This is a genomic window from Rhodococcus sp. MS13, assembly GCF_013277835.1.
GTDB classification, from domain to species: domain Bacteria; phylum Actinomycetota; class Actinomycetes; order Mycobacteriales; family Mycobacteriaceae; genus Rhodococcus_F; species Rhodococcus_F erythropolis.
In genome coordinates, this window is the sequence record NZ_VBTL01000001.1 from 415,941 (window position 1) to 441,771 (window position 25,831).

21 protein-coding genes are annotated in these 25,831 nt (G+C 63.7%); 10 read left to right on the forward strand and 11 right to left on the reverse strand.

The annotated features are described in order from the left end of the window. The first annotated feature begins 241 nt into the window (after nt 1–241). The 8 genes from FEZ59_RS01870 to FEZ59_RS01905 all read left to right on the forward strand — a co-directional run bounded on the left by FEZ59_RS01870 (nt 242) and on the right by FEZ59_RS01905 (nt 8,919). Nucleotides 242–1,684 carry an MFS transporter gene (locus FEZ59_RS01870; protein WP_019749059.1) on the forward strand — a complete coding sequence of 481 codons (1,443 nt, stop codon included), beginning with the start codon at nt 242–244 and terminating at the stop codon, nt 1,682–1,684. Continuing rightward, complete coding sequence (locus FEZ59_RS01875; RefSeq protein WP_172932153.1) at nt 1,681–2,562, forward strand: ribokinase; 882 nt, start codon at nt 1,681–1,683, stop codon at nt 2,560–2,562. The genes FEZ59_RS01870 and FEZ59_RS01875 overlap by 4 nt, the downstream gene beginning before the upstream one ends. A gap of 53 nt (nt 2,563–2,615) precedes the next feature. After that, on the forward strand, nt 2,616–3,437 hold the full coding sequence (locus FEZ59_RS01880) for a MerR family transcriptional regulator (protein ID WP_134999566.1): 822 nt from the start codon (nt 2,616–2,618) through the stop codon (nt 3,435–3,437). Nucleotides 3,438–3,476: 39 nt separating this feature from the next. Next, a complete protein-coding gene (locus FEZ59_RS01885; protein ID WP_046378764.1) occupies nt 3,477–5,576 on the forward strand; it encodes a DEAD/DEAH box helicase in 2,100 nt (699 codons plus the stop codon). Between the two features lie 160 nt (nt 5,577–5,736). Continuing rightward, nucleotides 5,737–6,252 carry a diaminobutyrate acetyltransferase gene (gene ectA, locus FEZ59_RS01890; protein ID WP_019749063.1) on the forward strand — a complete coding sequence of 172 codons (516 nt, stop codon included), beginning with the start codon at nt 5,737–5,739 and terminating at the stop codon, nt 6,250–6,252. 48 nt (nt 6,253–6,300) lie between these two features. Then, on the forward strand, nt 6,301–7,563 hold the full coding sequence (gene ectB, locus FEZ59_RS01895; protein WP_020969986.1) for a diaminobutyrate--2-oxoglutarate transaminase: 1,263 nt from the start codon (nt 6,301–6,303) through the stop codon (nt 7,561–7,563). A 15-nt stretch (nt 7,564–7,578) separates the two neighbouring features. Continuing rightward, complete coding sequence (locus tag FEZ59_RS01900) at nt 7,579–7,977, forward strand: ectoine synthase (protein ID WP_003944463.1); 399 nt, start codon at nt 7,579–7,581, stop codon at nt 7,975–7,977. A 9-nt stretch (nt 7,978–7,986) separates the two neighbouring features. Then, complete coding sequence (locus tag FEZ59_RS01905) at nt 7,987–8,919, forward strand: D-isomer specific 2-hydroxyacid dehydrogenase family protein (RefSeq protein ID WP_007731007.1); 933 nt, start codon at nt 7,987–7,989, stop codon at nt 8,917–8,919. Nucleotides 8,920–8,963: 44 nt separating this feature from the next. Here FEZ59_RS01905 and FEZ59_RS01910 read toward each other — a convergent pair whose 3' ends face one another. Beyond that, the gene (locus tag FEZ59_RS01910; RefSeq protein ID WP_020969987.1) at nt 8,964–9,485 is read right to left on the reverse strand and encodes a VOC family protein; all 522 of its coding nucleotides are present in this window, start codon (nt 9,483–9,485) and stop codon (nt 8,964–8,966) included. 50 nt (nt 9,486–9,535) lie between these two features. Here FEZ59_RS01910 and FEZ59_RS01915 point away from each other — a divergent pair, with 50 nt between their 5' ends. Beyond that, nucleotides 9,536–10,393 carry an NAD-dependent protein deacetylase gene (locus FEZ59_RS01915; RefSeq protein ID WP_070386546.1) on the forward strand — a complete coding sequence of 286 codons (858 nt, stop codon included), beginning with the start codon at nt 9,536–9,538 and terminating at the stop codon, nt 10,391–10,393. Here FEZ59_RS01915 and proB read toward each other — a convergent pair. The 9 genes from proB to FEZ59_RS01960 form a co-directional block, all read right to left on the reverse strand. Next, nucleotides 10,366–11,469 carry a glutamate 5-kinase gene (proB, locus tag FEZ59_RS01920; RefSeq protein WP_019749067.1) on the reverse strand — a complete coding sequence of 368 codons (1,104 nt, stop codon included), beginning with the start codon at nt 11,467–11,469 and terminating at the stop codon, nt 10,366–10,368. The genes FEZ59_RS01915 and proB overlap by 28 nt on opposite strands. A gap of 44 nt (nt 11,470–11,513) precedes the next feature. Next, nucleotides 11,514–12,965 (reverse strand): GTPase ObgE, encoded by a 1,452-nt coding sequence (obgE, locus tag FEZ59_RS01925; RefSeq protein ID WP_019749068.1) that lies wholly within the window; start codon nt 12,963–12,965, stop codon nt 11,514–11,516. 212 nt (nt 12,966–13,177) lie between these two features. Beyond that, a complete protein-coding gene (gene rpmA, locus FEZ59_RS01930) occupies nt 13,178–13,447 on the reverse strand; it encodes a 50S ribosomal protein L27 (protein WP_003944532.1) in 270 nt (89 codons plus the stop codon). A gap of 42 nt (nt 13,448–13,489) precedes the next feature. Continuing rightward, on the reverse strand, nt 13,490–13,801 hold the full coding sequence (gene rplU / locus FEZ59_RS01935; RefSeq protein ID WP_003944533.1) for a 50S ribosomal protein L21: 312 nt from the start codon (nt 13,799–13,801) through the stop codon (nt 13,490–13,492). A gap of 319 nt (nt 13,802–14,120) precedes the next feature. Beyond that, nucleotides 14,121–17,369 (reverse strand): translation initiation factor IF-2 N-terminal domain-containing protein, encoded by a 3,249-nt coding sequence (locus tag FEZ59_RS01940; protein WP_172932154.1) that lies wholly within the window; start codon nt 17,367–17,369, stop codon nt 14,121–14,123. A gap of 471 nt (nt 17,370–17,840) precedes the next feature. Next, complete coding sequence (ndk, locus tag FEZ59_RS01945; RefSeq protein ID WP_019749070.1) at nt 17,841–18,260, reverse strand: nucleoside-diphosphate kinase; 420 nt, start codon at nt 18,258–18,260, stop codon at nt 17,841–17,843. A gap of 18 nt (nt 18,261–18,278) precedes the next feature. Continuing rightward, complete coding sequence (locus FEZ59_RS01950) at nt 18,279–18,734, reverse strand: DUF4233 domain-containing protein (protein ID WP_019749071.1); 456 nt, start codon at nt 18,732–18,734, stop codon at nt 18,279–18,281. Then, a complete protein-coding gene (locus FEZ59_RS01955) occupies nt 18,731–20,170 on the reverse strand; it encodes a folylpolyglutamate synthase/dihydrofolate synthase family protein (RefSeq protein WP_019749072.1) in 1,440 nt (479 codons plus the stop codon). The genes FEZ59_RS01950 and FEZ59_RS01955 overlap by 4 nt, the downstream gene beginning before the upstream one ends. Then, nucleotides 20,167–22,848 carry a valine--tRNA ligase gene (locus FEZ59_RS01960; RefSeq protein ID WP_172932155.1) on the reverse strand — a complete coding sequence of 894 codons (2,682 nt, stop codon included), beginning with the start codon at nt 22,846–22,848 and terminating at the stop codon, nt 20,167–20,169. The genes FEZ59_RS01955 and FEZ59_RS01960 overlap by 4 nt, the downstream gene beginning before the upstream one ends. 172 nt (nt 22,849–23,020) lie before the next feature. On the opposite strand from FEZ59_RS01960, the gene FEZ59_RS01965 reads away from it, so the two are divergent. Further along, on the forward strand, nt 23,021–23,722 hold the full coding sequence (locus tag FEZ59_RS01965; protein WP_172932156.1) for a hypothetical protein: 702 nt from the start codon (nt 23,021–23,023) through the stop codon (nt 23,720–23,722). 72 nt (nt 23,723–23,794) lie between these two features. Here the strand turns inward: FEZ59_RS01965 and FEZ59_RS01970 are convergent, their stop codons facing one another. Next, entirely contained in the window at nt 23,795–25,828 is a 2,034-nt protein-coding gene (locus FEZ59_RS01970; protein WP_069146890.1) for a S9 family peptidase, read from the reverse strand. Between the last annotated feature and the right edge of the window lie 3 nt (nt 25,829–25,831).

Sequence of the window (25,831 nt, forward strand, 5' to 3'; positions counted from 1 at the left end):
CGAAAATCGGCTCCCGCGCCCAACTTTGATAGCGTAAGCGTCTTACTTGCCGGTAGTCCGGAGCCCTGTGGGCTCCGGACACTGCCGCGGGCCAGAGCCGTGCGACGGGGGTCGCAACGAGCCACAGGGCACGCGGACGCTCGATTTCCCGACCGGCTCATCGGCGAGTGGGCAACGAAAAGATGCGTGCATCAGGTACGTGCCCCGCTCGGTTCGATGATTGCGCTGGGGAGCGCATGTCATGACTACACCAGAGAACTCGATCAGCGCTCTCGAAGTGGCCGAATCACCCGATGTCTGCGTCACCGACAATGCGTCCGTCAAGCGCGCTGTCAAGGCAACGATGCTCGGAAATGCCATGGAGTGGTTCGATTTCGGCGTTTACGCATATCTAGCTACCACTATCGGAAAAGTGTTCTTCCCGGACGCGAGCGGCAGCGCTCAACTCCTCTCGACGTTTGCAATTTTTGCAGCAGCCTTCATCGTCCGCCCTCTCGGCGGATTGTTCTTCGGTCCACTCGGTGACCGCATCGGACGCAAGAAAGTCCTTGCCACCACCATCATTCTGATGGCCGGCAGCACCTTCGCCATCGGCCTCATCCCGAGCTACGAGTCCATCGGTATCGCCGCCCCGATCCTGCTGGTACTCCTACGCCTGTTGCAGGGCTTTTCCACGGGCGGCGAATACGGCGGGGCCAGTACGTTCGTCGCCGAATACGCACCGGACAAGCGCCGCGGCTTCTTCGCCAGCTTCCTCGAATTCGGGACTCTGGCAGGATATGTGGCGGCAGCGGGCATCGTGACGATCATCCAGACCGTCGTCAGCGCCGAGGACCTCCTCCAGTGGGGCTGGCGCATCCCCTTCCTCATTGCCGGACCTCTGGGTCTCATCGGCCTGTACCTCCGTCTGCGTTTGGAGGAAACTCCCGCATTCCAGATGATGGAGCAGGCCGAAGAGCGCTCCCTCGCAGATGAATCCACAGGCAAGAAACTACGCGAAACTCTCGTCGACAACTGGCGTCCGCTTGTTCTGTGCATCGTCCTGGTGGCCACGTACAACATCGCTCACTACGGCCTGCTCAGCTACATGCCGACGTATCTGACCAACACGTTGGGTTACGACGAATCCCACGGACTCGTTCTGATGATCATCGTCATGATCGTGATGATGATGGGAATCAGCTACGTCGGAAAGTTCTCGGACCGCGTCGGGCGTAAACCCTTGCTGCTCAGCGGTTTCATCGGATTCTTCGTCCTGTCCCTGCCTGCCTACCTGTTGATCGGCATCGGCAACTACGTGACGGTCTTCCTGGGACTCGCCATTCTCGGCGGCTTGCTCCTGCTGTTCGTCGGGGTGTTCCCGTCTGTGCTTCCCGCACTCTTTCCGACCGGAATCAGGTACGGCGGCTTGGCAATCGGATACAACCTCGCGGTGTCGATCTTCGGTGGAACCACTCCCCTGGTGCTGACAGCTCTCGAAAGTGCAACGGGCAGCAATCTGGTCGCACCGATGTACATGATGATCGCCGCGGTGATCGGTGGTATCGCAGTCCTGATGATCCCCGAGACCGCACGGAAGCCACTGGACGGTTCTCCGCCCGCCGTGGCCACCGACGAGGAAGCACGCCGGATCATCCGCAAGGTTCGCCGCAAGAGAATGAAGGCCGATAACCTCGAGGTATGAGCACGCCTCGAATCGTCGTCGTCGGCAGTATCAACATGGATCTGACCACGTCAGTGTCCAGATTCCCCGCTCCGGGAGAAACGCTGCTCGGCACTGCCTTTGCCACCGCGGCCGGAGGTAAGGGCAGTAACCAGGCCATCGCCGCCGCGAAGGCCGGTGGGGACGTGTCCTTCGTCGGCGCGGTCGGCGACGACGGTTTCGGCACCCAGTTGCGCGAGACCCTACAAGACGCCGGGGTCGACACCGCACTGCTACGTAGTGTCGACGGCCCGAGTGGCGTCGCGGCCATCACCGTGAGCGAAGACGCGGAGAACAACATCATCGTCGTCCCGGGCGCCAATTCCTCGATCACTTCGTTGACCGAAGCAGACCTCGACGCGATCTCCCGCGCCGACATCCTCCTGTGCCAACTCGAGATCCCGGTCGAGACAGTTACAGCAGCAGCCGAGCACGCACATGCTAACGGGACGACGGTCATCCTCAATCCGTCTCCTGTGCAAGAACTTCCGGATTCACTGATCGATGCAGTCGACATCTTGATCGTCAACCAGACCGAGTCGGAGCAGTTGGCCGCGGTCACCGGTCGCGTCCGATACCTCGTCACGACGCTCGGGGCCGGCGGCGCGGATCTCCGGTCGGGCGAGGAGACAATCCACGCCGACTCCCCGGCCGTGACACCCGTGGATACAACTGGCGCAGGCGATGCTTTCACCGGCGCCTTCGCCGTGGAGTGGGTGCAGGACCAGGACCGCGCCCTGCAGTTCGCTGCCACGGCGGGAAGTCTGGCGACGACGGCCCGCGGCGCTTCGGTGTCGTCACCCACTCGCGCTGCGATCGAAAAAGTCCTGAACCGACAGCTTGACTCTGGCACCGTGTGAGGTTCTAAACCTGTAGGTATCGGGTTTGTGAGAGAGAAACGGGGCGAGCAACAATGTTGAGCATCGGAGACTTCGCGAGAGCAGGTCGTGTGTCCGTGCGCATGCTCCGCCACTACGACGCCATCGGCCTGCTCGCGCCCGCGAGGGTCGACGCATCCACCGGGTACCGCTCGTACACCGCGGGCCAGTTGGCGCTGCTCAACCGCATCGTCGCACTCAAGGAGTTGGGCCTGACCCTGGCCCAGGTCCAGCAGGTGGTGGAGTCGGCGGTCACCGTCGACGAAATCCGCGGGATGCTCACGCTTCGCCGAGCAGAACTCGAAACCCGAATCCAGGAAGACACCGCGCGACTGGCGCATGTACAGGCGCGCCTACGCATCATCGAAAGTGAGGGACAGATGTCCGCATACGAGGTTGTGATCAAGTCCGTTCCGGCGCTGCGGGTCGCAGAGTTGACCGGTATCGCCAAGACGATGGATCCGTCGTCGATCGGTCCGGTGGTTCGCGGGCTGTACGAGCGCCTGTGCACCGGTTTGGATCGTGCCGGTATCGCCACGATCGGACCTGCGCTCGCGTACTACGAGGATGCCGGTGACGACGAGAACGTCGTCGTGCATGCCGCGCTACCGGTCGATGCGGATCCCGAGGGCGACTACGAGTTCGCGGTCGTCGAACTGCAGGCCGAAGCTCAGGTGGCCTCGCTGCTGCACAAAGGGTCGATGGACAACTGCCTACCCGCCTATCAAGCCTTGGCTCAGTGGATCGACGCAGCGGGATACCGCAATGCCGGCCCCAGCCGGGAGGTCACGCTGGCGTGCCCGGAGGACGTCGACGGCTGGGTCACCGAGCTGCAGGAACCTGTTGCCAAGGCCTGAAGCCCGCACGTGTCGGCAGGGTCGTGCACCATGGGGTCCATGACCACCGCCACTGCCCCAGCCATGCGCGACGAAGCCGAGCGACTGCTCCGTGAACTCGCGGGGCCGGATGCCCGCCTACGCGAGGACCAGTGGACGGCCATCGAGGCGCTGGTGGTGCAACGCAAGCGTGCCCTCGTCGTCCAGCGGACCGGCTGGGGCAAGTCTGCGGTCTACTTCATCTCGGCGAAGCTGCTCCGGGCAACAGGTCATGGCCCCACGGTCATCGTCTCTCCGTTGTTGGCCCTGATGAGAAACCAGGTCAGTTCTGCCGAGCGTGCCGGGGTGCGAGCCGCGACCATCAACTCGGGCAATGTCACGGAGTGGGACGACATCCACGCCCGCGTTGCAGCCAATGATCTCGACGTACTTCTGGTCAGCCCAGAGCGCCTGAACAACCCCGACTTCCGCGATCAGGTGCTCCCGTCCCTGGCAGCTGACGCCGGCCTGGTCGTGGTCGACGAGGCTCATTGCGTTTCCGACTGGGGACACGACTTCCGTCCCGACTACCGGCGCATCAGGACGTTGATCGCCGAACTCGGCGAGGGCATTCCCGTCCTCGCGACCACGGCTACGGCCAACAACCGCGTCGTCGAGGACGTGTCCGCCCAACTCGGCGTCGGCGGCGAGGAAACGCTCGTACTTCGTGGCGGGCTCGAGCGCGAGTCACTTCACCTTTCCGTGGTTCACATTCCCGAGGCGACGGCGCGCGCTGCCTGGCTCGCCGACATGCTCGAGACGCTGCCGGGATCGGGCATCATCTACACGCTGACGGTTTCGGCCGCTCGCGACCTCGCAAGCCTGCTCTCCGAGCGCGGTCATACCGTCGCCGCCTACACGGGCCAGACCGATCCCACCGAACGTGAATCCCTCGAGCAGGACCTGTTGGGCAATCGCGTCAAGGCTCTGGTGGCCACCTCGGCCCTCGGGATGGGCTTCGACAAGCCTGATCTCGGGTTCGTCGTCCACCTCGGCGCACCGTCGTCGCCTATCTCGTACTACCAGCAGGTGGGCCGCGCCGGGCGTTCCACCGACAGGGCAGACGTGATCCTGCTGCCGGGCGCCGAGGACAAGCAGATCTGGAGCTACTTCGCCTCGGTCGCCTTCCCCCGCGAGCATCTGGTCCGCAGCGTCATCGAGCACCTCGACACCGAAAAGGCCACGTCGACACCGGCACTCGAACCGCTGGTGGAGCTCAATCGCACCCGTCTCGAAATGGTCCTCAAAGTTCTCGACGTCGACGGCGCGGTCAAACGAGTCAAGGGCGGTTGGATCAGCACCGGAGAACCTTGGGTGTACGACGCCGAGCGTTACGGTCGACTCGACGACGCTCGCCAGGCCGAGCAAGCTGCAATGGTCGAGTACCAGAGCATCACCACGTGCCGAATGACCTTCCTGCGTGAACAACTCGACGATCCTGGTCTGACATCGGAGAACTCACAGTGTGGACGCTGTGACAACTGCACCGGCAATCGCTACGACACCACTGTCGACACCACCGCCCTCGACGAGACTCGGGCGCGCTTGCAGCGCCCCGGATTCGACCTGGAGCCGCGCAAGATGTGGCCGACCGGCCTGAGCAAGCTGGGCGTCAAGCTGTCCGGGAAGATCACCGAGGGACCGGAAACCGGGCGCATTCTCGGACGGATGTCGGACCTGGGCTGGGGCCAACGTCTCCGCGCGCTTTTCGACGGTCCCGACGCCGAGGTACCCGATGCGGTGGTCAGCGCGTGTATCAGCGTTCTGGCCGCCTGGAATTGGGCCGAGCGCCCCACCGGTGTCATGGCCCTCGAATCCACGACGCATCCGTTGCTGGTGTCGAGCCTGGCTGCCAAGCTGGCCGAGGTCGGGCGATTGACCGACCTGGGCACCCTTCGCTTGCGACCCGACCACCCTCCGGTGTCGGCAGCGAACTCCGCCTATCGCGTGTCCGGACTGGTCGATGTTTGGGAAGTTCCGGACATGAGTATCCATCAGGGACCGATACTTCTTGTCGACGCAATCGCCGACACCGGTTGGACTTTCACGATGGCCGCACGCGCACTTCGGCAGGCGGGTGCGCATTCGGTCCTCCCATTGGCGCTCGCGAGCCCCAAATAGCGAGTTTTGGCCCGAAATAGTCGCTCGGACAACACCAAAAGTTACATAATGTGAGCACGATCACATTCATGTCCTCACCTGGGGCGCAACGGGTTCCGCACGGCCCGAAACGGACATCTGCATGACTTCGACAGCAATGATTGTTACGTTCAGATGACCGATGAAGCCTGTTGATACGAGAGCTATCCCGACCACCGCGCCGGACGCGGTGTTGTTCAGAAGCCCACAGATCGATGACGGAGTCCGGCTCTGGGAGATCGCACGTGATTCGAAGGTGCTCGACCTCAATTCGAGTTATGCATACCTGTTGTGGTGCAGGGATTTCAGCGCGACGTCTATCGTCGCAGAGGTAGACGGCCGCGTAGTCGGATTCGTTTCCGGTTATACCCGTCCCAGCGCGCAGGAAACCCTGTTCGTGTGGCAAGTCGCGGTCGACGAGGACCAGCGCGGCAAGGCAATTGCTGCTCGCATGCTGTCCGACTTGATGGATCGCACTGCCCCACTGGGTGTTACACATCTGGAGACGACGATCAGCCCCGACAACGAGGCTTCGATCGCACTCTTCACTGCGCTCGCACGTCGACGCGAAGTACCGATAACCAGGCAGAACTTGTTCTCGCCCAAAGATTTTCCCGATGGACACGAAGCCGAAGATCTTTACACGATCGGCGCCTAGCGCATTTCGCGCTCGGCATACAGCATGCCCCGGAGGAACAAAGAAGATATGAATATCAACGAAGCAAGCATTTTCGAAACCCTCGAGTCCGAGGTCCGCAGCTACTGCCGTGACTGGCCTGCAGTGTTCACCAGCGCATCCGGATCCTGGATTCGTGACGAAAACGGACGCGAATATCTCGATTTCTTCGCCGGTGCCGGCGCCCTCAACTACGGCCACAACAACCCGGTGCTCAAATCGGCGCTGGTCGACTACATCATGAGCGACGGCATCACGCACGGCCTCGACATGTCGACAGTCGCCAAGCGCGAGTTCCTCGAGACCTTTCAGCGCAACATCCTCGAGCCGCGCGGCCTGGACTACAAGGTCCAGTTCCCCGGCCCGACCGGATCGAACACCGTCGAGGCTGCACTGAAGCTGGCCCGCAAGGTGACCGGACGTTCGGCAGTCATCAACTTCACCAACGCATTTCACGGAATGACACTTGGTGCACTCTCCGTGACCGGCAACTCGATGAAGCGCGCGGGCGCCGGTGTTCCGCTCGTGCACACGACACCGATGCCCTTCGACAACTACTTCGACGGCGTCACCGAGGACTTCCAGTGGTTCTCCCGCGTTCTCGATGATTCCGGTAGCGGCATCAACCGTCCCGCGGCAGTGATCGTCGAGACCGTTCAGGGTGAAGGCGGCGTCAATGTCGCTCGCCCCGAATGGCTTCGGGCGCTGGCAACACTGTGCTCGGATCGTGGCATCCTGCTGATCGTCGACGACGTCCAGATGGGCTGCGGCCGCACCGGGCCGTTCTTCTCCTTCGAAGAGGCCGGAATCGTTCCCGACATCGTCACGCTGTCCAAGTCGATCAGCGGTTACGGAATGCCGATGGCGCTCACGCTGTTCAAGCGTGAACTCGACGTCTGGGGACCGGGCGAACACAACGGCACCTTCCGTGGCAACAACCCGGCGTTCGTCACCTCCAAGGTTGCACTCGACCACTACTGGTCCGACGACGCACTGACGAAGACAACCTTGAAGAAGGGCGCACGCATCAGCGAATGCTTCGCCAATCTCTCCGATCAGTTCCCCGGCGAGGTCTCGCACCGCGGACGCGGCCTGGTTCAGGGCCTCGTTTTCGATCAACCCGAGCGCGCCGGCAAGGTCTGCCAGCTGGCATTCGACGAGGGATTGCTCGCGGAGACCTCCGGACCCTCCGACCAGGTTGTGAAACTGCTTCCGGCACTGACGATTACCGATGACGAGCTCGAGCACGGCCTCTCCATTCTGGCCGAGGCGACACTCAAGGTCTGCAGCTAGAGGAAGGACTCTCCCATGATCGTTCGCACCACCACCGAGATCACCGACACCGACCGCGACATCACGAGCGAGGACGGCAACTGGCGCAGTAAGCGCATCGTCCTCGGCGGCGACCGCGTCGGGTTCTCGTTCCACGAAACCACCATCAAGGCAGGTTCGGTCAACGAGTTCCACTACGCCAACCACGTCGAAGCGGTCTGGCTCGTCGAGGGCACCGGCAAGCTGATCGACCTGGACAACAACAAGGAATACGATCTCGCACCGGGGTCGATGTACCTGCTCAACGGTCACGAGCGTCACCGCGTCGAGCCCGATACGCAGATGCGCATGCTCTGCGTTTTCAATCCGCCGGTCACCGGGCGTGAGGTACACGACGAGAACGGTGTCTACCCACTGGTGGAGGTCCCCGCGTAGCGTCTAGTCATGGCGACTGACACCTCTCCACGCGTAGCGATCGGCCCCGTCCCCGATGCACTGCTCGACAGCGCGGTGCTTCGGGGCGGAGGTCTGATCAGTCCGATCGACACTGCCGACGCCCTGATCTGGGCGGGCTCACCCGAAACTTTTCCGTCGGAGTTACCGGCGTCGGTCAGGTGGGTGCAGCTGCCGTCGGCGGGAATCGAGGATTGGTTCGACTCCGGTGTGATTCCGAAGGACACCGAAATCACGTGGACCTCGGCGGCCGGCGCGTTTTCGGCCTCGGTGGCCGAGCACGCGCTCATGCTGCTGTTGGCCGGAGTTCGTCACCTGCCCGCACACATCGAAGCTCGAACGTGGCGTCAGTTCGAGTTCTTTCCCAAGATCGGCACCCTTCGTGGCTCGACGGTTGCGATCATCGGCGCAGGCGGTATCGGCCGCGCGCTGATTCCGATGCTGGCCGCGCAGGGGGCGGACAGCATCGCAGTCAATCGTTCCGGTAGCCCGGTTCCCGGGGCCATCTCGACGTACCCCGCATCCAGGATGGATGAAATCTATTCTCGCGCAGATCACTTCGTGATCGCTGCGCCCGCCACCCCGGCCACCCGTCACCTCGTTGGCCGCGCGCAGTTGGCGGCGATGCAACCCCATTCCTGGGTGATCAATGTCGCGCGCGGATCACTGGTCGATACCGACGCGCTGGTCGAGGCAATCGAGTCGGAGCAGATCGGCGGCGCCGGTCTCGACGTCACCGACCCCGAGCCCCTCCCGGACGGTCACCCGCTGTGGGATCTGACGAATGCGATCATCACACCCCACGATTCCAATCCGCCGGGAGTTCGCCCCGCCGCGTTTGCGGATCACGTCTCCAAGAACGTGACCCGCTTCGCGAAGGGCGAGGCACTGGCTGCCCTCGTCGACCCGGTCGCCGGATACTGAGCACGCCGCCGAAGCCTGAATGATCCGGCGAAAGCTGCCGAAAGTTACTGTGGCGAATCCGTATCCGGGAAGAAGAGCGCCCGCGCCCGGCGAGCCACCTCCTCCGCAGGTACGTCCTCGACCTTCGTGCATACGGCCCACCGATGGCCGAATGGGTCGAGAAACACTCCGTGCCGGTCACCCGAGAACGTATCGGCGACCGCCGTGACCAGCGTGGCTCCCTCGGCGACGGCCCGAGCGACGAACTCGTCCGTGTCCTCGGTGTAAACGACGATGGACGAATGCACCCAGCCGTCCTGCGGCGACCTGAGACCGAAGTCCGGCATCTCCTGCGAAAGCTGCAGCATCGAATCACCGATCCGAATCTCGGCATGCATGAGAGTGCCGTCAGGTGCATTCATCGCATCGACGATCTCAGCTCCGAGTGCTCGTTTGTAGTAGTCGAGTGCGGCATGCCCGTCCGGCACCGCAAGGTAGGGAGTGATCGTGCGGTAACCAGCGGGAATTGGGTTCACTGTGTTCATGTCTACGAGTATCGACAGTCGTACACGTGTTCTATTGAACATTTCGGACTTCCTCCGCGCCGCCGTCTCGCACACGCGCCTATCCTGGAACGGTGCCTACCGACAACAGCCGCCTCGACGCCCTTCCCGAGCTCCTGACCGGCCGTCGCCTGGCAGTTCTGACGGGTGCAGGCATCTCCACCGACTCCGGAATCCCGGACTACCGTGGCCCCGATTCACCCCCGCGCAATCCGATGACGTTCCAGCAGTTCATCGGGGATCCGGCGTTTCGACGTCACTACTGGGCGCGTAACCACATCGGCTGGCGTTACATGGACAGCTCGCGGCCCAACCAGGGCCACCGGGCCGTCGCGGCACTCGAGCGAACAGGGCGAGCCGTCGGTGTGATCACCCAGAACGTCGACCTGCTGCACACCAAGGCCGGCGCGCGAAACGTCATCGACCTCCACGGCACCTACGCGCAGGTTCGATGCTTGAGCTGCCAGCGGCTGATCTCCCGCACCACTCTCGCCGAGAGACTGGAGGAAGCCAACCCCGGATTTGCCGAAACTGTGGCTGCTGCAACGGGAGTCGAGATCGCGCCCGATGCGGATGCCGTGATCGAATCCACCGCACACTTTCGCGTCGTGGATTGCGCCGTGTGCGGTGGGCTACTCAAGCCGGACATCGTCTACTTCGGTGAATCCGTCCCCAAGGAACGTGTGGCCCGGGCGTACAGCCTCGTCGACCAAGCCGATGCACTTTTGGTAGCCGGGTCGTCGTTGACGGTGATGTCCGGTCTGCGTTTCGTGCGGCATGCCGCCAAGACCGGGAAGCCGATCGCCATCGTCAATCGCGGAACGACCCGAGGTGACGAATACGCCGACCTCAAGCTCGAAGTCGGTTGTGCTGAAGCACTTTCCGCCCTGGTCGAGTACGACAGCTACAGCGCCACCAAGTCGTCCGCGTGAACCACGGGACGCTGCATGTCGGCCGGTAGATCGGCGGTGGAGCGCCCCAGGATCTCCTCGATCTCCGTAGCGTCGAACGCAACGACACCCCGAGCGACGGGCTTCTCCCCCGGTCCCATCAGCGACACGACATCGCCGGCGTGAAAATCGCCGGACACACCGACGATGCCGGCGGACAGCAGGCTTCGACGCTTGGACACCACCGCGCGAACGGCGCCTTCGTCGAGGTGAAGGTCACCCGATGTGTCAGCGGCGTGACGTACCCAGAATCGGCGAGCCGACAATCGCGTCGGCCGGGGCGCAAATGCCGTTCCGACATCGGCACCACTGAGTGCCTGCGCAGCGTCCGATGCTGCCGCGAGCAGCACCGGCACTCCGGAATCAGCGGCCAGGCGTGCTGCTGAGAGCTTTGACGCCATGCCTCCGGTACCGAGAGCGCCACCCGAACCGGCAACCACACCGTCGAGATCCTCGGGACTGTTGACCTCGGGAATCAGTGTGGCATCGCCCTTTCGGGGATCCCCGTCGTACAGGCCGTCCACATCCGACAACAGGATCAACGCGTCGGCGCCGACGAGATGAGCAACCAGAGCAGCCAGCCGATCGTTGTCACCGAATCGAAGTTCGGTGGTGGCAACGGTGTCGTTCTCGTTCACGATCGCCACCGCGTGCAATGCCCGTAGACGATCGAGTGTCCGTTGGGCGTTGCGGTGCTGCGTCCGTCGAGCGATGTCGTCCGCCGTGAGTAGAACCTGCCCGACGGTACGCCCGTAACGGGCGAACGACGTACCCCAGGCGTGAGCCAGCGCCAACTGACCGACGCTGGCCGCAGCCTGCTTGGTCGCGAGATCCCGCGGTCGCTTGGTCAGTCCCAGCGGCGCCAGTCCGGCGCCGACGGCACCGGACGAGACGACGACTACATCGGAGCCCGCGCGCATGCGGGCCTCGATGGCATCGGCCAACAGATCAAGTCGGTGAGTGTCGAGTCCCGCCACCAGACTGGTGAGCGCAGACGACCCGATCTTCACGACGATACTGTGAGCCGACGCTATCGACTCCCTGGTGGACCCGAGCACAGTCCCGTTCCCTCTCTTCGGTTTTCGTCCTGAAATCGCGTGAGTCAGGCGTCTTCGTCGAGCAGCCCGCGGCGGACGCGACGAGCATGCTTGCGCTCGTCGGCGCCGATACGCTCCACCTGATCGAGACGCGGGTCGGTTCCGCGGCCCGTACGGGTCAGATCGATACCGGCCGGCGTCATCGGCTCCCACTCGAAGCTGACGTCGCCGATGGTGACGGAAGCCCCTGGCTGAGCGCCCTTCTTGACCAATGCGTCCTCGACACCCAAGCGTGCAAGACGGTCGGCGAGGTAACCAACGGCTTCGTCGTTGTCGAAGGCGGTCTGACGAATCCACCGCTCCGGGCGGGTGCCTCGGACGACGAACCCACCAGGGATATCGGGATCCTTCTCGATGGTGAAGCTGGAATCCTTGACCTTGACCGGGCGAATGACCTGGCGCTTCGGCTCGGGCTTCGGATGAGCTTCGCGGTAGTCGCGGACCATCTTCGCCAGCGCGAATGTCAACGGTCGCAGACCTTCTCGGCTCACCGCCGAGATGGTGAAGACCGGCCATCCGCGAGCTTCGATCTCGGGTGTGACCATTTCGGCCAGCTCGGCTGCCTCCGGAACGTCGGTCTTGTTCAGGATGACGACGCGCGGGCGCTTGTCGAGGTCACCGAGTCCCGAGTCGCCGGAGAGCGCGGGCGTGTACGCGGCCAGCTCTGCTTCCAGGGCGTCGATGTCGGATATCGGGTCACGCCCCGGATCGAGGGTGGCGCAGTCGATCACGTGCGCCAATACGGCGCAGCGTTCGATGTGGCGCAGGAAGTCCAGGCCCAAACCGCGGCCTTCGCTGGCACCGGGGATCAGCCCGGGCACGTCGGCGACGGTGAAGGTGGTGTCACCGCTCGAGACGACGCCGAGGTTGGGGACCAGAGTGGTGAAGGGGTAGTCGGCGATCTTCGGCTTGGCCGCCGAGAGAACGGACACCAGCGAAGACTTACCGGCAGAGGGAAATCCGAGCAGACCGACGTCGGCTACCGACTTGAGTTCGAGAACCAGGTCACGCTCGACACCGTCTTCACCGAGGAGTGCGAAACCTGGGGCCTTGCGAGCCTTCGAGGCCAGTGCTGCGTTGCCGAGTCCGCCGCGGCCGCCCTGAGCGGCGTCGTAGCGCGAGCCGACACCGACGAGGTCGGCAAGCACGTTGCCGTCGGTATCGAGAACCACAGTTCCATCCGGGACCTTGAGGATGAGGTCTTCACCGTTTGCACCCTCGCGGTTACTGCCGGCGCCCTGCTTGCCGTTGGTCGCCTTCGCGTTGGGATGGAAGTGAAAGTCGAGGAGGGTGTGGATGTTCTCGTCGACCACGAGGATGACGTCGCCACCGCGACCTCCGTTGGCACCGTCCGGACCGCCGAGCGGTTTGAACTTCTCGCGGTGTACGGAGGCGCAACCATTGCCGCCTTTTCCAGCGCTGACGTGCAGCACAACACGGTCAATGAATCGGGACATGACTGCCGGATCCTTCCTCAGTCAATTGCGGGTCTCACGCGATGAGCTGAACTTCTGGTGAGCAGGGTTGCTCGGGGTAAAACTGGCACTGCTTAAACAAACGATAGGGGCGGACCGGGTTATTTCAACCCTGGTCCGCCCCTATCGGGAGCTTGGAACGCGTCACTCTCTTACCGAAAGTAGAACCGGTGACGCACAACTAGCGAGAAAGACTAGACCTCAGCCGCAACGACGGCCGGAACGATGTTCACGGTCTTGCGTCCACGCTTCTGGCCGAACTCGACTGCACCGGCAGCGAGAGCGAACAGGGTGTCGTCGCCGCCACGGCCGACGTTGACGCCGGGGTGGAAGTGCGTGCCGCGCTGGCGAACCAGGATTTCGCCTGCGCTGACCGACTGGCCGCCGAAGCGCTTCACGCCGAGGCGCTGGGCGTTTGAATCGCGACCGTTACGGGAGCTGGATGCACCCTTCTTATGTGCCATGCTATTGACCCTCCTCGGGTGAAATTAGCTAGAAAGAACTGGTTACTTGATGCCCGTGACCTTGAGCACCGTGATCGGCTGCCTGTGGCCCTGACGCTTGTGGTAACCGGTCTTGTTCTTGAACTTGTGGATGCGGATCTTCGGGCCCTTGGTGTGCTCGACGATCTCACTGGTGACTGCGACCTTGGCCAGCTTGGCCGCGTCGGTGGTCAGGTCAGATCCGTCGACCACGAGAACGGGAGCAAGCGAGACAGCAGTGCCGGGCTCACCCTCGATCTTCTCGACCTTGACGAGGTCACCAACAGCGACCTTGTACTGCTTTCCGCCGGTCTTGACGATCGCGTACGTTGCCATCGGAGGGCTACCCCTTGCTTCTTCGAACTTGCTCGCGCTGCTGCCTGAGGCTTCAAATGCATCGCGACTGGTCTGGTTTATGTCACCTCGGCTCGGCACTGACGTACCGGGACATTCACGCGCACTCTAGGCACACGGAATCTCTACCGCCGGGTGGCGACCCTCCAAGGTTACGGGAAAGCAACCGTCAGGGTCAAACCGCCCCGCCGAGGGGTGGTGCTCACTACTCTGTACTGCTTCTACCAGCTGAAACTTCGGATAACGGTTGGATGTCCTCGCTCATCGCGAAGTCATCCAACCGACCGAAAGCCAGTAGTTCTTACTCTCCGTCTACCGGAGGACCTGCGGGACGTGCTGCTGCACGCCTGCGACGGGGTCGCTTGACGACGACAACTTCTTCCTCAGCCGGAACTTCGGTGGCCGGAGCCGGAACGTTTTCCACGACCGCTTCTGCCACGGGTTCCGGAGTCGGAATCACGAAGACCGTACCCACCTCGGGAGCTGCCTCGGCAACCGGTGCCGACGCTGCCCGCGACGCCCGGCGACTACGCCGACGACCGCGCGGAGCTGCTTCGGTCGAAGCTGCCGCCGACTCGTTGTCCACTGCGGATACTTCTTCCGCAGCAGAGTCCACAACAGGAACGTCATGGCGCTCAGTAGCAGCAGGAGTATCGATCGGCCGATCCTGTTGCCGATCGGCACTTTTGGATGCATCATCCCCCGAAGACGTACCGGTGGAATCAGACTCGATCGAGTCGGCCGCGACGGTCTCGTCGTCGTCGTGGTGGTGCGAGGCCATCGCCAATGCCACCGGATGAGCCCGCTTGACGGTCGCGTCGACAGCCGGAACCTCCGGCGCCGGAGCTTCCTGTCCGTTGGACTCGGTAGAAGGCGACTTGTCTCCGCGGCCTCGCTTGTTCTTGCGCGAGGTGCTGGATTCGCTTCGCTGCGAGCCCGAACGCGATCCGCCGTCGTCCGAGGACTTCACCTCGACCGGCTCGGAGTGGACGATGATGCCGCGGCCGTGGCAGTGCTCACAGGTGGTCGAGAAGGCCTCGACCAATCCGGTGCCCAACTTCTTGCGCGTCATCTGCACGAGCCCGAGTGACGTGACCTCCGACACCTGATGGCGCGTGCGATCGCGACCCAGGCATTCGGTGAGCCGACGCAGGACCAGGTCCCGGTTCGATTCGAGGACCATGTCGATGAAGTCGACGACGATCATTCCGCCGATGTCCCGCAGGCGCATCTGGCGAACGATCTCCTCGGCTGCTTCGAGGTTGTTGCGGGTAACGGTCTCTTCGAGGTTTCCGCCGGCTCCGGTGAACTTTCCGGTGTTGACGTCGACGACGGTCATGGCCTCGGTGCGATCGATCACCAAGGTGCCGCCGGACGGCAGCCACACCTTGCGATCGAGTGCCTTGGCCAACTGCTCGTCGATACGGCGAGCAGCGAAGACGTCGATACCGTTGTTCGGCGTGTACTTCTCGAGTCGCGGAAGCAGGTCGGGCGCAACGGAGTTGATGTAGTTCTCGACCGTCGTATGCGCCTTCTCGCCCTCGATGACCAGCTTGGAGAAGTCCTCGTTGAACAGATCGCGAATGACCTTGACCAGCATGTCAGGCTCTTCGTACAGCGCCTGCGGGTTGCCGGACTTACCGGTGTCCGCAGCCGCGGCCTGCTCCTCGATGCCGGCCCACTGAGCCTGCAGACGAGTCACGTCGCGCGCCAACTCTTCTTCGCTGACGCCCTCGGACGCCGTGCGAATGATCACGCCGGCGTCGGCGGGAACGATGTCGCGCAAGATTTCCTTGAGACGCTTGCGCTCGGTGTCCGGAAGCTTGCGGCTGATACCCGTGGACGTACCACCGGGCACGTAGACGAGGAAACGACCGGCAAGCGAAATCTGTGTGGTCAGTCGAGCACCTTTGTGGCCGACCGGATCCTTGCTGACCTGAACGAGCACCTGATCGCCCGGCTTGAGGGCCTGCTCGATCTTGCGCGAGTTGCCACCGAGACCGGCAGCCTCCCAGTTGACCTCACCGGCGTAGAGAACGCCGTTGCGGCCACGTCCGATGTCGATGAACGCCGCTTCCATGCTGGGGAGCACGTTCTGGACACGTCCGAGGTACACGTTGCCGACCATCGACGCGGACGCCGAGTTGGTGACGAAGTGCTCGACCAACACTCCGTCTTCGAGGACTGCTACCTGTGTAGTCGCATGCGGCTGACCGCTGTCTGCTCGATCACGCACAACCATGACGCGATCGACGGCCTCACGACGCGCGAGGAACTCCGACTCGGTCAGAATCGGCGGGCGACGACGGCCGGCGTCACGACCGTCGCGGCGACGCTGACGCTTCGCTTCCAGACGTGTCGAACCACTGATGCCCTGGACCTCGTCCTTGACGCGGGTCTTGTTGCGAGGTTCGCGCTCGTGAACGACGGTGTTCGGCGGATCGTCCTCGGACGTCGCAGTCGCGTCGGTGGCGCCGTCGGTGCCGGTCTTGCGACGACGACGACGGCGGCGACGGCGGCTCGATCCGTCGGCATCGAGATCGGAATCGTCGGCATTCTCGGAATCCGCATCAGCGGTGGACTCGGACTTATCACCGGATTCTTCGCCGGCAGCGTCGTCGGTTTGCTTCTCGACTGCCGCAGGGGCAGATTCCTGCTCCGATTCGGTAGCGGTATCCGACTCTTCGTCCGAGCCCTGCTCGCCACCCTGTTCACCGCGACCACGTCCACGTCCACGGCGTCCACGACGACGGCGACGCGGCTGATCGTCGTCCTCGTCCTCGGACTCGGCGCTCTCGCCCTCGGTTTGCGGTGCGGTCACAGCCGGCTCTTCGACGGCAGGAACTGCAACCGGTGCTGCCTCGGGAACGACGGTTTCGGCTTCCGCAGTTGTCTGCTTCTCTTCGACGACCGCCGGTGCAGCGGGCTCGCGGCGTGCGCGACGGCGACGCGGAGCTACCTCGGCGGCTTCGAGATCCGGCTGCAGGAACAGCGGGACCTGCGGCGCGGCGGGAGCCACCTCGGGCTGATGGGTCTGCGGCGCCTCGAAGGAAGTGAACAGATCGGACTGCTCGGCTTCCTTGCTCTGCAGCGCAGCAGCGGCGTCGAGTCCAGCGCTGATCTCGGCGACAGCCGGATCCACTGTTTCGTCGGCGGCAGGTTCTTCGGCGGCCGGTTCTTCGACAACGACCTTTTTGCGGGTGCGACGAGCCCTGACAGGCTTCTCGGCCGGAGCCTCTGCAGCAGGCTCTTCCGCAACAGGGGCCTCGACAACCGGGGCCTCGACAACCGGGTCTATGAGGCTATCGAGCTCGGCGACGACCGGCTCGATGGCCTCGGCCGCGGAAGTCAGCGAGGCGTGAATCCGCTGGGCAACGTCACGTTGGAGACTCGACTGCGCACTGCGCAATTCGGTACCGAGCGCTGCGGCTTCGGCAAGGACCTGCTTGCTGGTGACACCGAGCAGCTTCGCCAGCGCGTGTACGCGCATCTTGTCGGGAAATTCCGGGGTGGTGCTGGAATCTGATTCGGTTGGGGATTGATCGGCCACGTAAGTCTCCTCAGCCCCCGGGCGCGTCCAACCCAGATGTCGAGTTGTCACGCGGCCACGCGGGAGCGTGCTGTGTGTACTCGCACTCAGAAGTGAGTGCGAGATTGTAAGGTCTCGCTCCGCATGGTCCGCAATGCCCGTTATTCACTGCGAGCACATGAAGTGCCTGGCTGGATGGCCGTTGTCCTGTGCGCGAGCGCCTGATCATCCAGCGTGCAGAGGTCCAGGGATTTCCTGTTGACCTGGAGCAGCGATGAAAGGGCATCGAACCTAGGTGCCATCCGGTTGAACGTGCGTAAAACAAATTGCGGTTCAACTGAAAGCAGTATCCCACACCAACGCGCCTGCAACTGCAAAGGGCGCACCGATGTGGGATACGTGCCGAGAATTCGCTGTGGAGATGTGGGCCGAAGGCCCGTTCATGTGGGCCAGAGGCCCGTTACATGTGGGCCAGAGGCCCCGATCGAAGATTCAGATGGACGACAGCGCGGGGAACCACAGAGCGATTTCGCGCTCTGCCGACTCCACGGAGTCACTGCCGTGAACGAGGTTCTGCTGCGCTTCGAGTCCGAAGTCGCCACGGATGGTGCCCGGAAGAGCTTTGTCGACCGGGTCGGTTCCGCCGGCCAACTGACGGAAAGCAGCGATGGCGCGGGGGCCTTCGAGCACTGCGGCCACCAGCGGACCGGAGGTGATGAACTCCAACAAGCTCGGGTAGAACGGGCGCTCGGCGTGTTCTGCGTAGTGGCTACCAGCCACCTCTTCGGAAGCTACACGGAGTTCGAGTGCTGCAATTGTCAGGCCTTTGCGCTCGATACGGCTGAGGATTTCTCCTACGTATCCACGGGCAACGGCGTCGGGCTTGATCAGTACGAGGGTGCGCTCAGTCACAGCGGACAGCCTAAATGGTCAGTCCCGCTGGCCGGGAAGCAGGCCCTTGTCCATCCGGCGCTTGATGTCTCTCTGCAGGTAGACGAGGTATCCCCAGACGATCCCGAAGGTGATCGCCACACCGGCAATCGACGGGTGGACGAAGAAACCGAATAGAAGAATCACCTGCAGTGCGACGTTGAACCCCATCGCCCACGGCTTGCCCTGGACGCCGGCTCCCAGAATCATCAGTACCGCCAACCCGATGATGAATCCCGCGGAGGCCGCGGTGAGGCCACCGCCGACGACCGCGACAACCGGCAAAGCCAGCAGCACGACGATCGCCTCGAGGATCAGGGTTCCGGCCATCACTCCGCGGAAACTTTTCCAGGGGTCCTTGGTCGGAGGCCCGAACTCGCCGGCAGTGTCTCCGGACTCGGGGTCTCCGGGCTCGTGGCCTCCGGACTCGGGATTGGCATCTGACGGGGTACTCACGCGGGGTCCTTTCCGAACAGCGTGCGGGCGGCGCCTGCGGTCACGACGGATCCCGTCACCACCACACCTGCCCCTGATACGGCTTCGCCGGGTTCGGCGACCTGCTCGGCGATTTCGATCGCGACTTCCAACGCGTCGGCAAGCACCGGCGCCACGACGACGCGCTCGTCGCCGAACTTCGCGACGGCAATGTTCGCCAGCTCCTCGACATCCATCGCCCGGGGTGACCCGTTGTGGGTGACGACGATCTCGTCGAAGACGGATTCGAATGCAGTCAAGATGGCGTCGACGTCCTTGTCCGCCATGACGCTGACAACTCCCACGAGCTTGCGGAAGTCGAACTCCGCGGCCAGTGCGGCGGCGAGAGCACGCGCACCGTCGGGATTGTGTGCGGCGTCGAGAAAGACCGTCGGCGCACTCCGAACACGTTCGAGGCGACCGGGATTGACGATCGAGGCGAACCCGTTGCGGATTGCGTCCTGATCCAGTTGTCGATCCGGACCGGCGCCGAAGAACGCTTCGACGGCAGCGAGCGCGAGCGCGGCGTTGCGCGCCTGATGCTCACCGTGAAGGGGGAGGAAGATGTCGGTGTACACGCCACTCAAGCCTTGAAGTTCGAGCTGCTGTCCGCCTACCGCGATCTGGCGAGCAAGCACCTTGAACTCCGAGCCTTCACGCGCGACCGCGGCCTCGACCTCGACAGCACGGCGCAGCAATACCTCCATCACTTCTGGAGTCTGCTCGGCGATGATCGCGACGGTGTCCACCGGAACCAGGTCCTCGCGGCCCTTCTTGATGATCCCGGCCTTCTCCTCCGCGATTCCGGCCAGGTCGGTGCCCAGGTACTCGGCGTGATCGAGGCTGATCGGCGTGATCACCGCGACCTGTCCGTCGATTACGTTCGTGGCGTCCCAGCGTCCGCCGAGGCCGACCTCGACCACGGCGACGTCCACCGGAGCCTCCGCGAATGCCGCATAGGCCATCGCAGTGAGCACTTCGAACTTGCTCATCGCCGGTCCCCCGGCTTCCTGCGACTGTGCGTCGATCATCTGCACGTACGGCTCGATCTCGCGGAACGTGTCCACGTAGAGCCGCGGGGAGATCGGATGACCGTCGATGCTGATCCGCTCGGTCGCGATCTGCAGATGAGGGCTGGTGGTTCGGCCGGTACGACGATGCAGAGCGCTCATCAAGGAGTCGATCATGCGCGTCACCGACGTCTTGCCGTTGGTTCCCGTGACGTGCACCGACGGATAGTTGTGCTGCGGTGAGCCCAGGACATCCATGAGCGCCTCGATACGAGTCAGTGACGGCTCGATCTTGGTCTCAGGCCAACGCTTGTCGAGTTCTGCTTCCACCAGCGCCAGTTCGGCGATGTCGACCGGAGTCGGAACCGAACTCTGAGCGTCGAATTGGGACGGCTCGTACGAACTCACTTGTCGGCCAACTCCTTCAGACGTCCTGTGATGCGCTCGATCTCTTCGACGGCGATCTGGCGACGTGTCTTGATCTTGTCGACGACGGCGTCGGGCGCCTTCGCCAGGAAGGCCTCGTTCGCCAGCTTGTTGTCAGCGGTGACGAGCTCCTTCTGAGCTGCCGCGAGGTCCTTTTCGAGCCGCTTCTTCTCCGCGCCGAGGTCGATGGTGCCCGAGGTGTCGATGTCGACCGTGACGGTGCCCTGGCTCAGACGCACCTCGACGGAGATCGACGCGGTGAATCCCTCTTCGGGTTCGGTCAGCTTGGCAAGCGCCGCCACGTAGGCGAACTGGCCGTCCATGCCTGCCTCCGAGAGCCCGGACGCACGAGCCGGAACCTTCTGGGAAGGCTTGAGCCCCTGATCGTTTCGGAAACGTCGCACCTCGGTGATCAGCTTCTGCGTGTCTTCGATCCTGGTGGTGGCCTGGGCGTCGACCGCCACACCGGACAACGTCGGCCAGTCGGCGACGACGACGGATTCGCCGCCGGTGAGCACCTTCCACAGGGTTTCGGTCACGAACGGAATGACCGGGTGCAGGAGGCGGAGCAGTGCATCGAGAACGTTGCCGAGCACGGCGCGGGTGTTCGCGGCGACAGCCTCGTCGGCGGCGAACTGCACCTTGGCGAGTTCGAGGTACCAGTCACAGACCTCGTCCCACGCGAAGTGGAACAAGCCTTCGCACGCCTTGCTGAACTCGTAGCGATCGAATGCGGCGTCCGCCTCGGCCTGGACCGTGTCGAGACGGTCGAGGATCCAACGATCGGCGTCGGTCAGTTCGCTTCGAGCGGGCAGCGGCGCGGGAGCAGCGCCGTTCATCAGAGCGAACTTGGTCGCGTTGAACAACTTGGTCGCGAAGTTGCGCGAGGACTGCGCGGAATCCTCACCGACGGACAGGTCACTGCCCGGGTTGGCGCCGCGTGCGAGTGTGAATCGCAGGGCGTCGGCGCCGAAACGATCGACCCAGTCGAGTGGGTCGATACCGTTGCCGCGAGACTTCGACATCTTCTTGCCGTACTGATCGCGGACCAGTCCGTGCAGGAACACGTCCTTGAACGGCATCTGCGCGCCGGACTTACCCGGACCGGCGGTGATCGACTCGTCCTCGGACACGTAGGTGCCGAACATCATCATGCGGGCGACCCAGAAGAACAGGATGTCGTAGCCGGTGACGAGAACGCTGGTGGGATAGAATTTTTCGAGTTCGGGCGTGTTGTCGGGCCAGCCCATCGTCGAGAAGGGCCACAGTCCCGAGGAGAACCAGGTGTCGAGGACGTCGGGATCCTGGACCCAGCCTTCCGGTGCCGTTTCGTCGGGACCGAAGCACGCAACTTCACCCTCGGGGCCGTACCAGACCGGAATGCGGTGGCCCCACCAGAGCTGGCGGGAAATGCACCAGTCATGCATGTTGTCGACCCAGTCGAACCATCGCGGTTCCTGGCTCGCCGGGTGAATGACGGTGTCCCCGTTGCGAACCGCGTCACCCGCAGCCTTGGCGAGCGTCTCGACCTTGACCCACCACTGCAACGAGAGACGAGGCTCGATGGCCTCGCCACTGCGCTCGGAGTGCCCGACGCTGTGCAGGTACGGGCGCTTCTCGGCGACGACGCGGCCCTGCTCGGCGAGAGCTTCGCGAACCTTGACGCGAGCCTCGAAGCGGTCCATACCGTCGAATTCGGTTCCCGTGTCGGCAATCTTGCCGGTCTTGTCCATGATGGTGGGCATCGGCAGGTTGTGCCGCAGGCCCATCTCGAAGTCGTTGGGGTCGTGAGCCGGCGTGATCTTCACTGCGCCGGTTCCGAACTCGGGGTCGACGTAGTCGTCCGCGATGATCGGAATCTGACGCCCGGTGAACGGATGATCGAGAGTGGTTCCGATGAGGTGCTTGTAGCGCTCGTCTTCGGGATGGACCGCCACTGCGGTATCACCGAGCATCGTCTCGACGCGAGTGGTCGCGACGATGACGTGCGGCTCGTTGTCGTCGAGCGAGCCGTAGCGCAGGGAAACCAGCTCACCCTCGACGTCCTCGAACTTCACCTCGATGTCGGAGATCGCGGTCTGCAGCACCGGCGACCAGTTCACGAGACGCTCGGCGCGGTAGATCAGACCCTCGTCGAACATGCGCTTGAAGACGGTCTGGACGGCGCGCGAGAGGCCTTCGTCCATGGTGAAACGATCGCGACTCCAGTCGACACCGTCACCGATGCGCCGCATCTGGCCCCCGATAGTTCCACCGGATTCGCGCTTCCAGTCCCAGACCTTGTCGATGAAGAGCTCGCGGCCGAAATCTTCCTTTGTCTTGCCGTCGGCAGCGAGCTGCTTCTCGACGACGGACTGCGTGGCGATACCGGCGTGGTCCATGCCAGGTAGCCACAGCACCTCGTAGCCCTGCATCCGCTTGCGACGGCTGAGCACGTCCATGAGGGTGTGATCCAGGGCATGGCCCATGTGCAAGCTGCCCGTGACGTTCGGGGGCGGCAGCACGATGGAGTAGCCGGGCTTGTCGCTGGTCGCGTCGGCCTGGAAGTACCCGGCGTCTACCCAGCCTTGATACAGATCGGCCTCTACAGCGCTGGGGTCCCAGCTCTTGGGTAGGGCGTCGGCGGGGGTCTGGGGGTTCTCTGGAGCTGCACTGGTCACCACTTGATCCTAATGACTCCCCCGTCGTGAACGAATTCGCCCGTCGGCCGCCGCGGCGCACACGAACGACTGCCCCGCAGTCCGGGGTCAGCCGAACAAACGATATTCACCGATCCGCTCCGCTGACAGGATCGCTCTGAAGGACGACCGACCAACTACCTGTGGAGCAAATATGTTGAACAACTGGAGTTCTCGCCGTCCCGGCGTTCGAACCTTGGCGGCGGCCGCGACGATCGGAGCGGCGGTTGCCCTCGTGCTTCCGGCGACTGCGTCCGCTGCCCCCGGCATAGAAGAAAGCGTGCAAGGAAGCATCGACAGTGGCAGCGCCACGATCAACGGAAGCGTCGGCGATATCGGGAACGACATCGCAAACGGCATCGCCAGCGGCAGCGTGGGCGACATCGTCGGCGGGATCGCCACTGGGAACCTCAACGACGTTCTCGGCGGCCTGAACGCCGGCTCGACCAGCGCGACGGACATCGTCAACGGCCTGGCCAGTGGCAACGTCAGGGACATTCTCAGTGGCCTGGCCAGCGGCAGCGGCGGCGGCGGATCGTTTGCACCCATGCAGCGCTGCGACGCCTCGACCGTCTCGGGCGGCGCAGGAATCACCAGCACCAAGCACGAACTCGGCCGCGGTGGCCCGACCTCGTTCGTGCTCGGCTACGAGACCGAAAACGTCCCGGACCTGATCGAGGTGTACTACGAAGGTCGGTTGATCCACAGCACCGGATACATCGGCGACAACATCAACGAGGGAACTGGTTCAGCTGTCGTCAACGTGCCCGCCGGTGGGGCGTCGTCCGTTCTGGTTCGCGTCACGGGCCCTGACCACACCGAGTGGGCGTACACGGTTCGCTGCCCCGGCGCCTGAGTCCGGTCCGGATCCACGCGAAGACGATCGTGCCTCGTTCGGCTGTTTCAGCCGAACGAGGCACGCGCGCGTTCAGCCCAGAATCTCGGGCAGCGCGACATCTTCGCCGAGAACGTGCTCGGAGAGGAACGCGGTGACCACCTCGTACCAGATCTTGGTGTGCTGTGGCTTGAGCACCCAGTGATTCTCGTCGGGGAAGTACAGGAAGCGATGGTCCGTTTTCCCGTCGTCGTCGGCGGGCAGACCTGACTCGGCGAGCAGTTCGTACCAGAGTCGCAAGCCCTCACCGATCGGAACCCGGTAGTCCTTGTCGCCATGGATGACCAGCATCGGAGTCGTGATGTCCGCGACGTACAGGTGTGGCGAGTTCTCGACGGCCATCTCCGGCGACATCTCGCGTTGCCAGTACCAGGCCGCGTCCGTCGTCGGGCCGAATTGATCGAGTGCCCAGAGGCTTGCGTGGGTGACGATCGCGTCGAAACGGTTGGTATGGCCGGCGATCCAGTTGGCCATGTAACCGCCGAACGAACCACCCATCGCGCCGGTTCGCTTGGGGTCGATCTCGGGCTGCGCGACGGCAGCATCGGTGATCGCCATCAGGTCGGTGAAGGGCGCCTTGCCCCACTGACCCCACCCGCGCTGGACGAAATCCTGCCCGTATCCGGTCGAGAGTGCGGGATCGGGCAGCAGTACGGCATAGCCCTTGGCGACGAGCAGCCACGGGTTCCACCGCCAGGACCAGGTGTTCCACGAACCGAGTGGGCCGCCGTGGACCCAGAGGAGCAATGGCACCGGTGCGTGCGGTGCGGCGCCGGTCGGCAGTGCCAACCAACTCCGGACTGTCGAACCGTCCTCGGCGCGAGCGGTGATCTCGGTCAGTGTTCCCGGCAGCTCCGGCAATGCGTCGGGTCCACGAAGTGCGGTGATCTCACCGGATCCCAGATCCACCCGCACCACGTGCGGGGGCGCTTCGTACGAGGCTCGCAACGCGTAGATCGACTCGCCGTCCGGCGCCACTCGAACATCGGTGTACGCCGCGTCGTCGGCTGTCAGGCGCACCGGCTGACCCCACAGGTCGATGGTGAAGATCGGCCCTCGGCCGCCGTCGTCAGCGGTGACCACCAGCCCGGATCCGTCGGGTAGCCAGGCAAGTGAGGTAGGCCAGCGATCCCAGCCGTCAGCCACGCCGGTCACGGCACCGGATCCGAAGTCGTAGAGCTGCAGAGTCATTCGCGGTGCGGACTCCGGCGTGGTGAGAGTCTCCCGGATGAACGCGAGCTTGGTTCCGTCCGGCGAGAGCACCGGGTTGTAGACGTCCGCGTCGGCCTCGTCGACAAGGGTGGTTCGGTCGCCGGTCACCGTGTCGATCCGAACCAACGTCGATCGGCGGGCGGCACTCGCATCGCCGACAGTCCACGTGGTCACGACGAAGAGACCGTCGTCGGAAATCGTGGTCGACGTCTCTCGCAGCGCCGCGCCTGCAGTTGGTGTGATGTCCCGCAACTCGACGGATTCCTTCGAATCCGTCTCGGCGACAACCAGATGCGGATGATCGGGGCCCAGGTCGTGGTCCCAGTGGCGCACCGGATATCCGGTGTGCAGCATCGCCGTGACCTTCTTGTCCTTGCGCGCCGATCGCACCTGATCGTCCTGGTCGAGGCTGATCGCCGAAGCCATGACCGACGTCTGGGCCACGAACGTCGGCGCCGCCTTGGCCGCTGATACCGACGAGACACCACCGGGACGTGAGATCAACAGCTGAGCTTCTCCGCCCGCCGCGGGCAAGCGCCAGAGTGCGGGTTGCGGATCACTCTCGCCCGGCACGGCTCGCGTGGCGGTGAAGAGCACGTCGCCGTCGAACGCGAAGGCAGCACCCGACTCGCTGGTCGAGCCCCAGGTCAACCGACGCGCCGGACGCCGACCTTCCGGGTCGATCTCCCACAACGAGGACACGTATTCGGCGCTCTTGTCGTCGAGAACGGCGCGCGCGCAGATCAGCAGCGAGCCGTCGGGTGACAACACCAGGCCGGACAACCTGGCCAAGGCGATGTAGTCGTCGAGTTCGTCGAACGGTGTGCCTGCGTGGAGCTCGGGAATCTGGGTCACCAC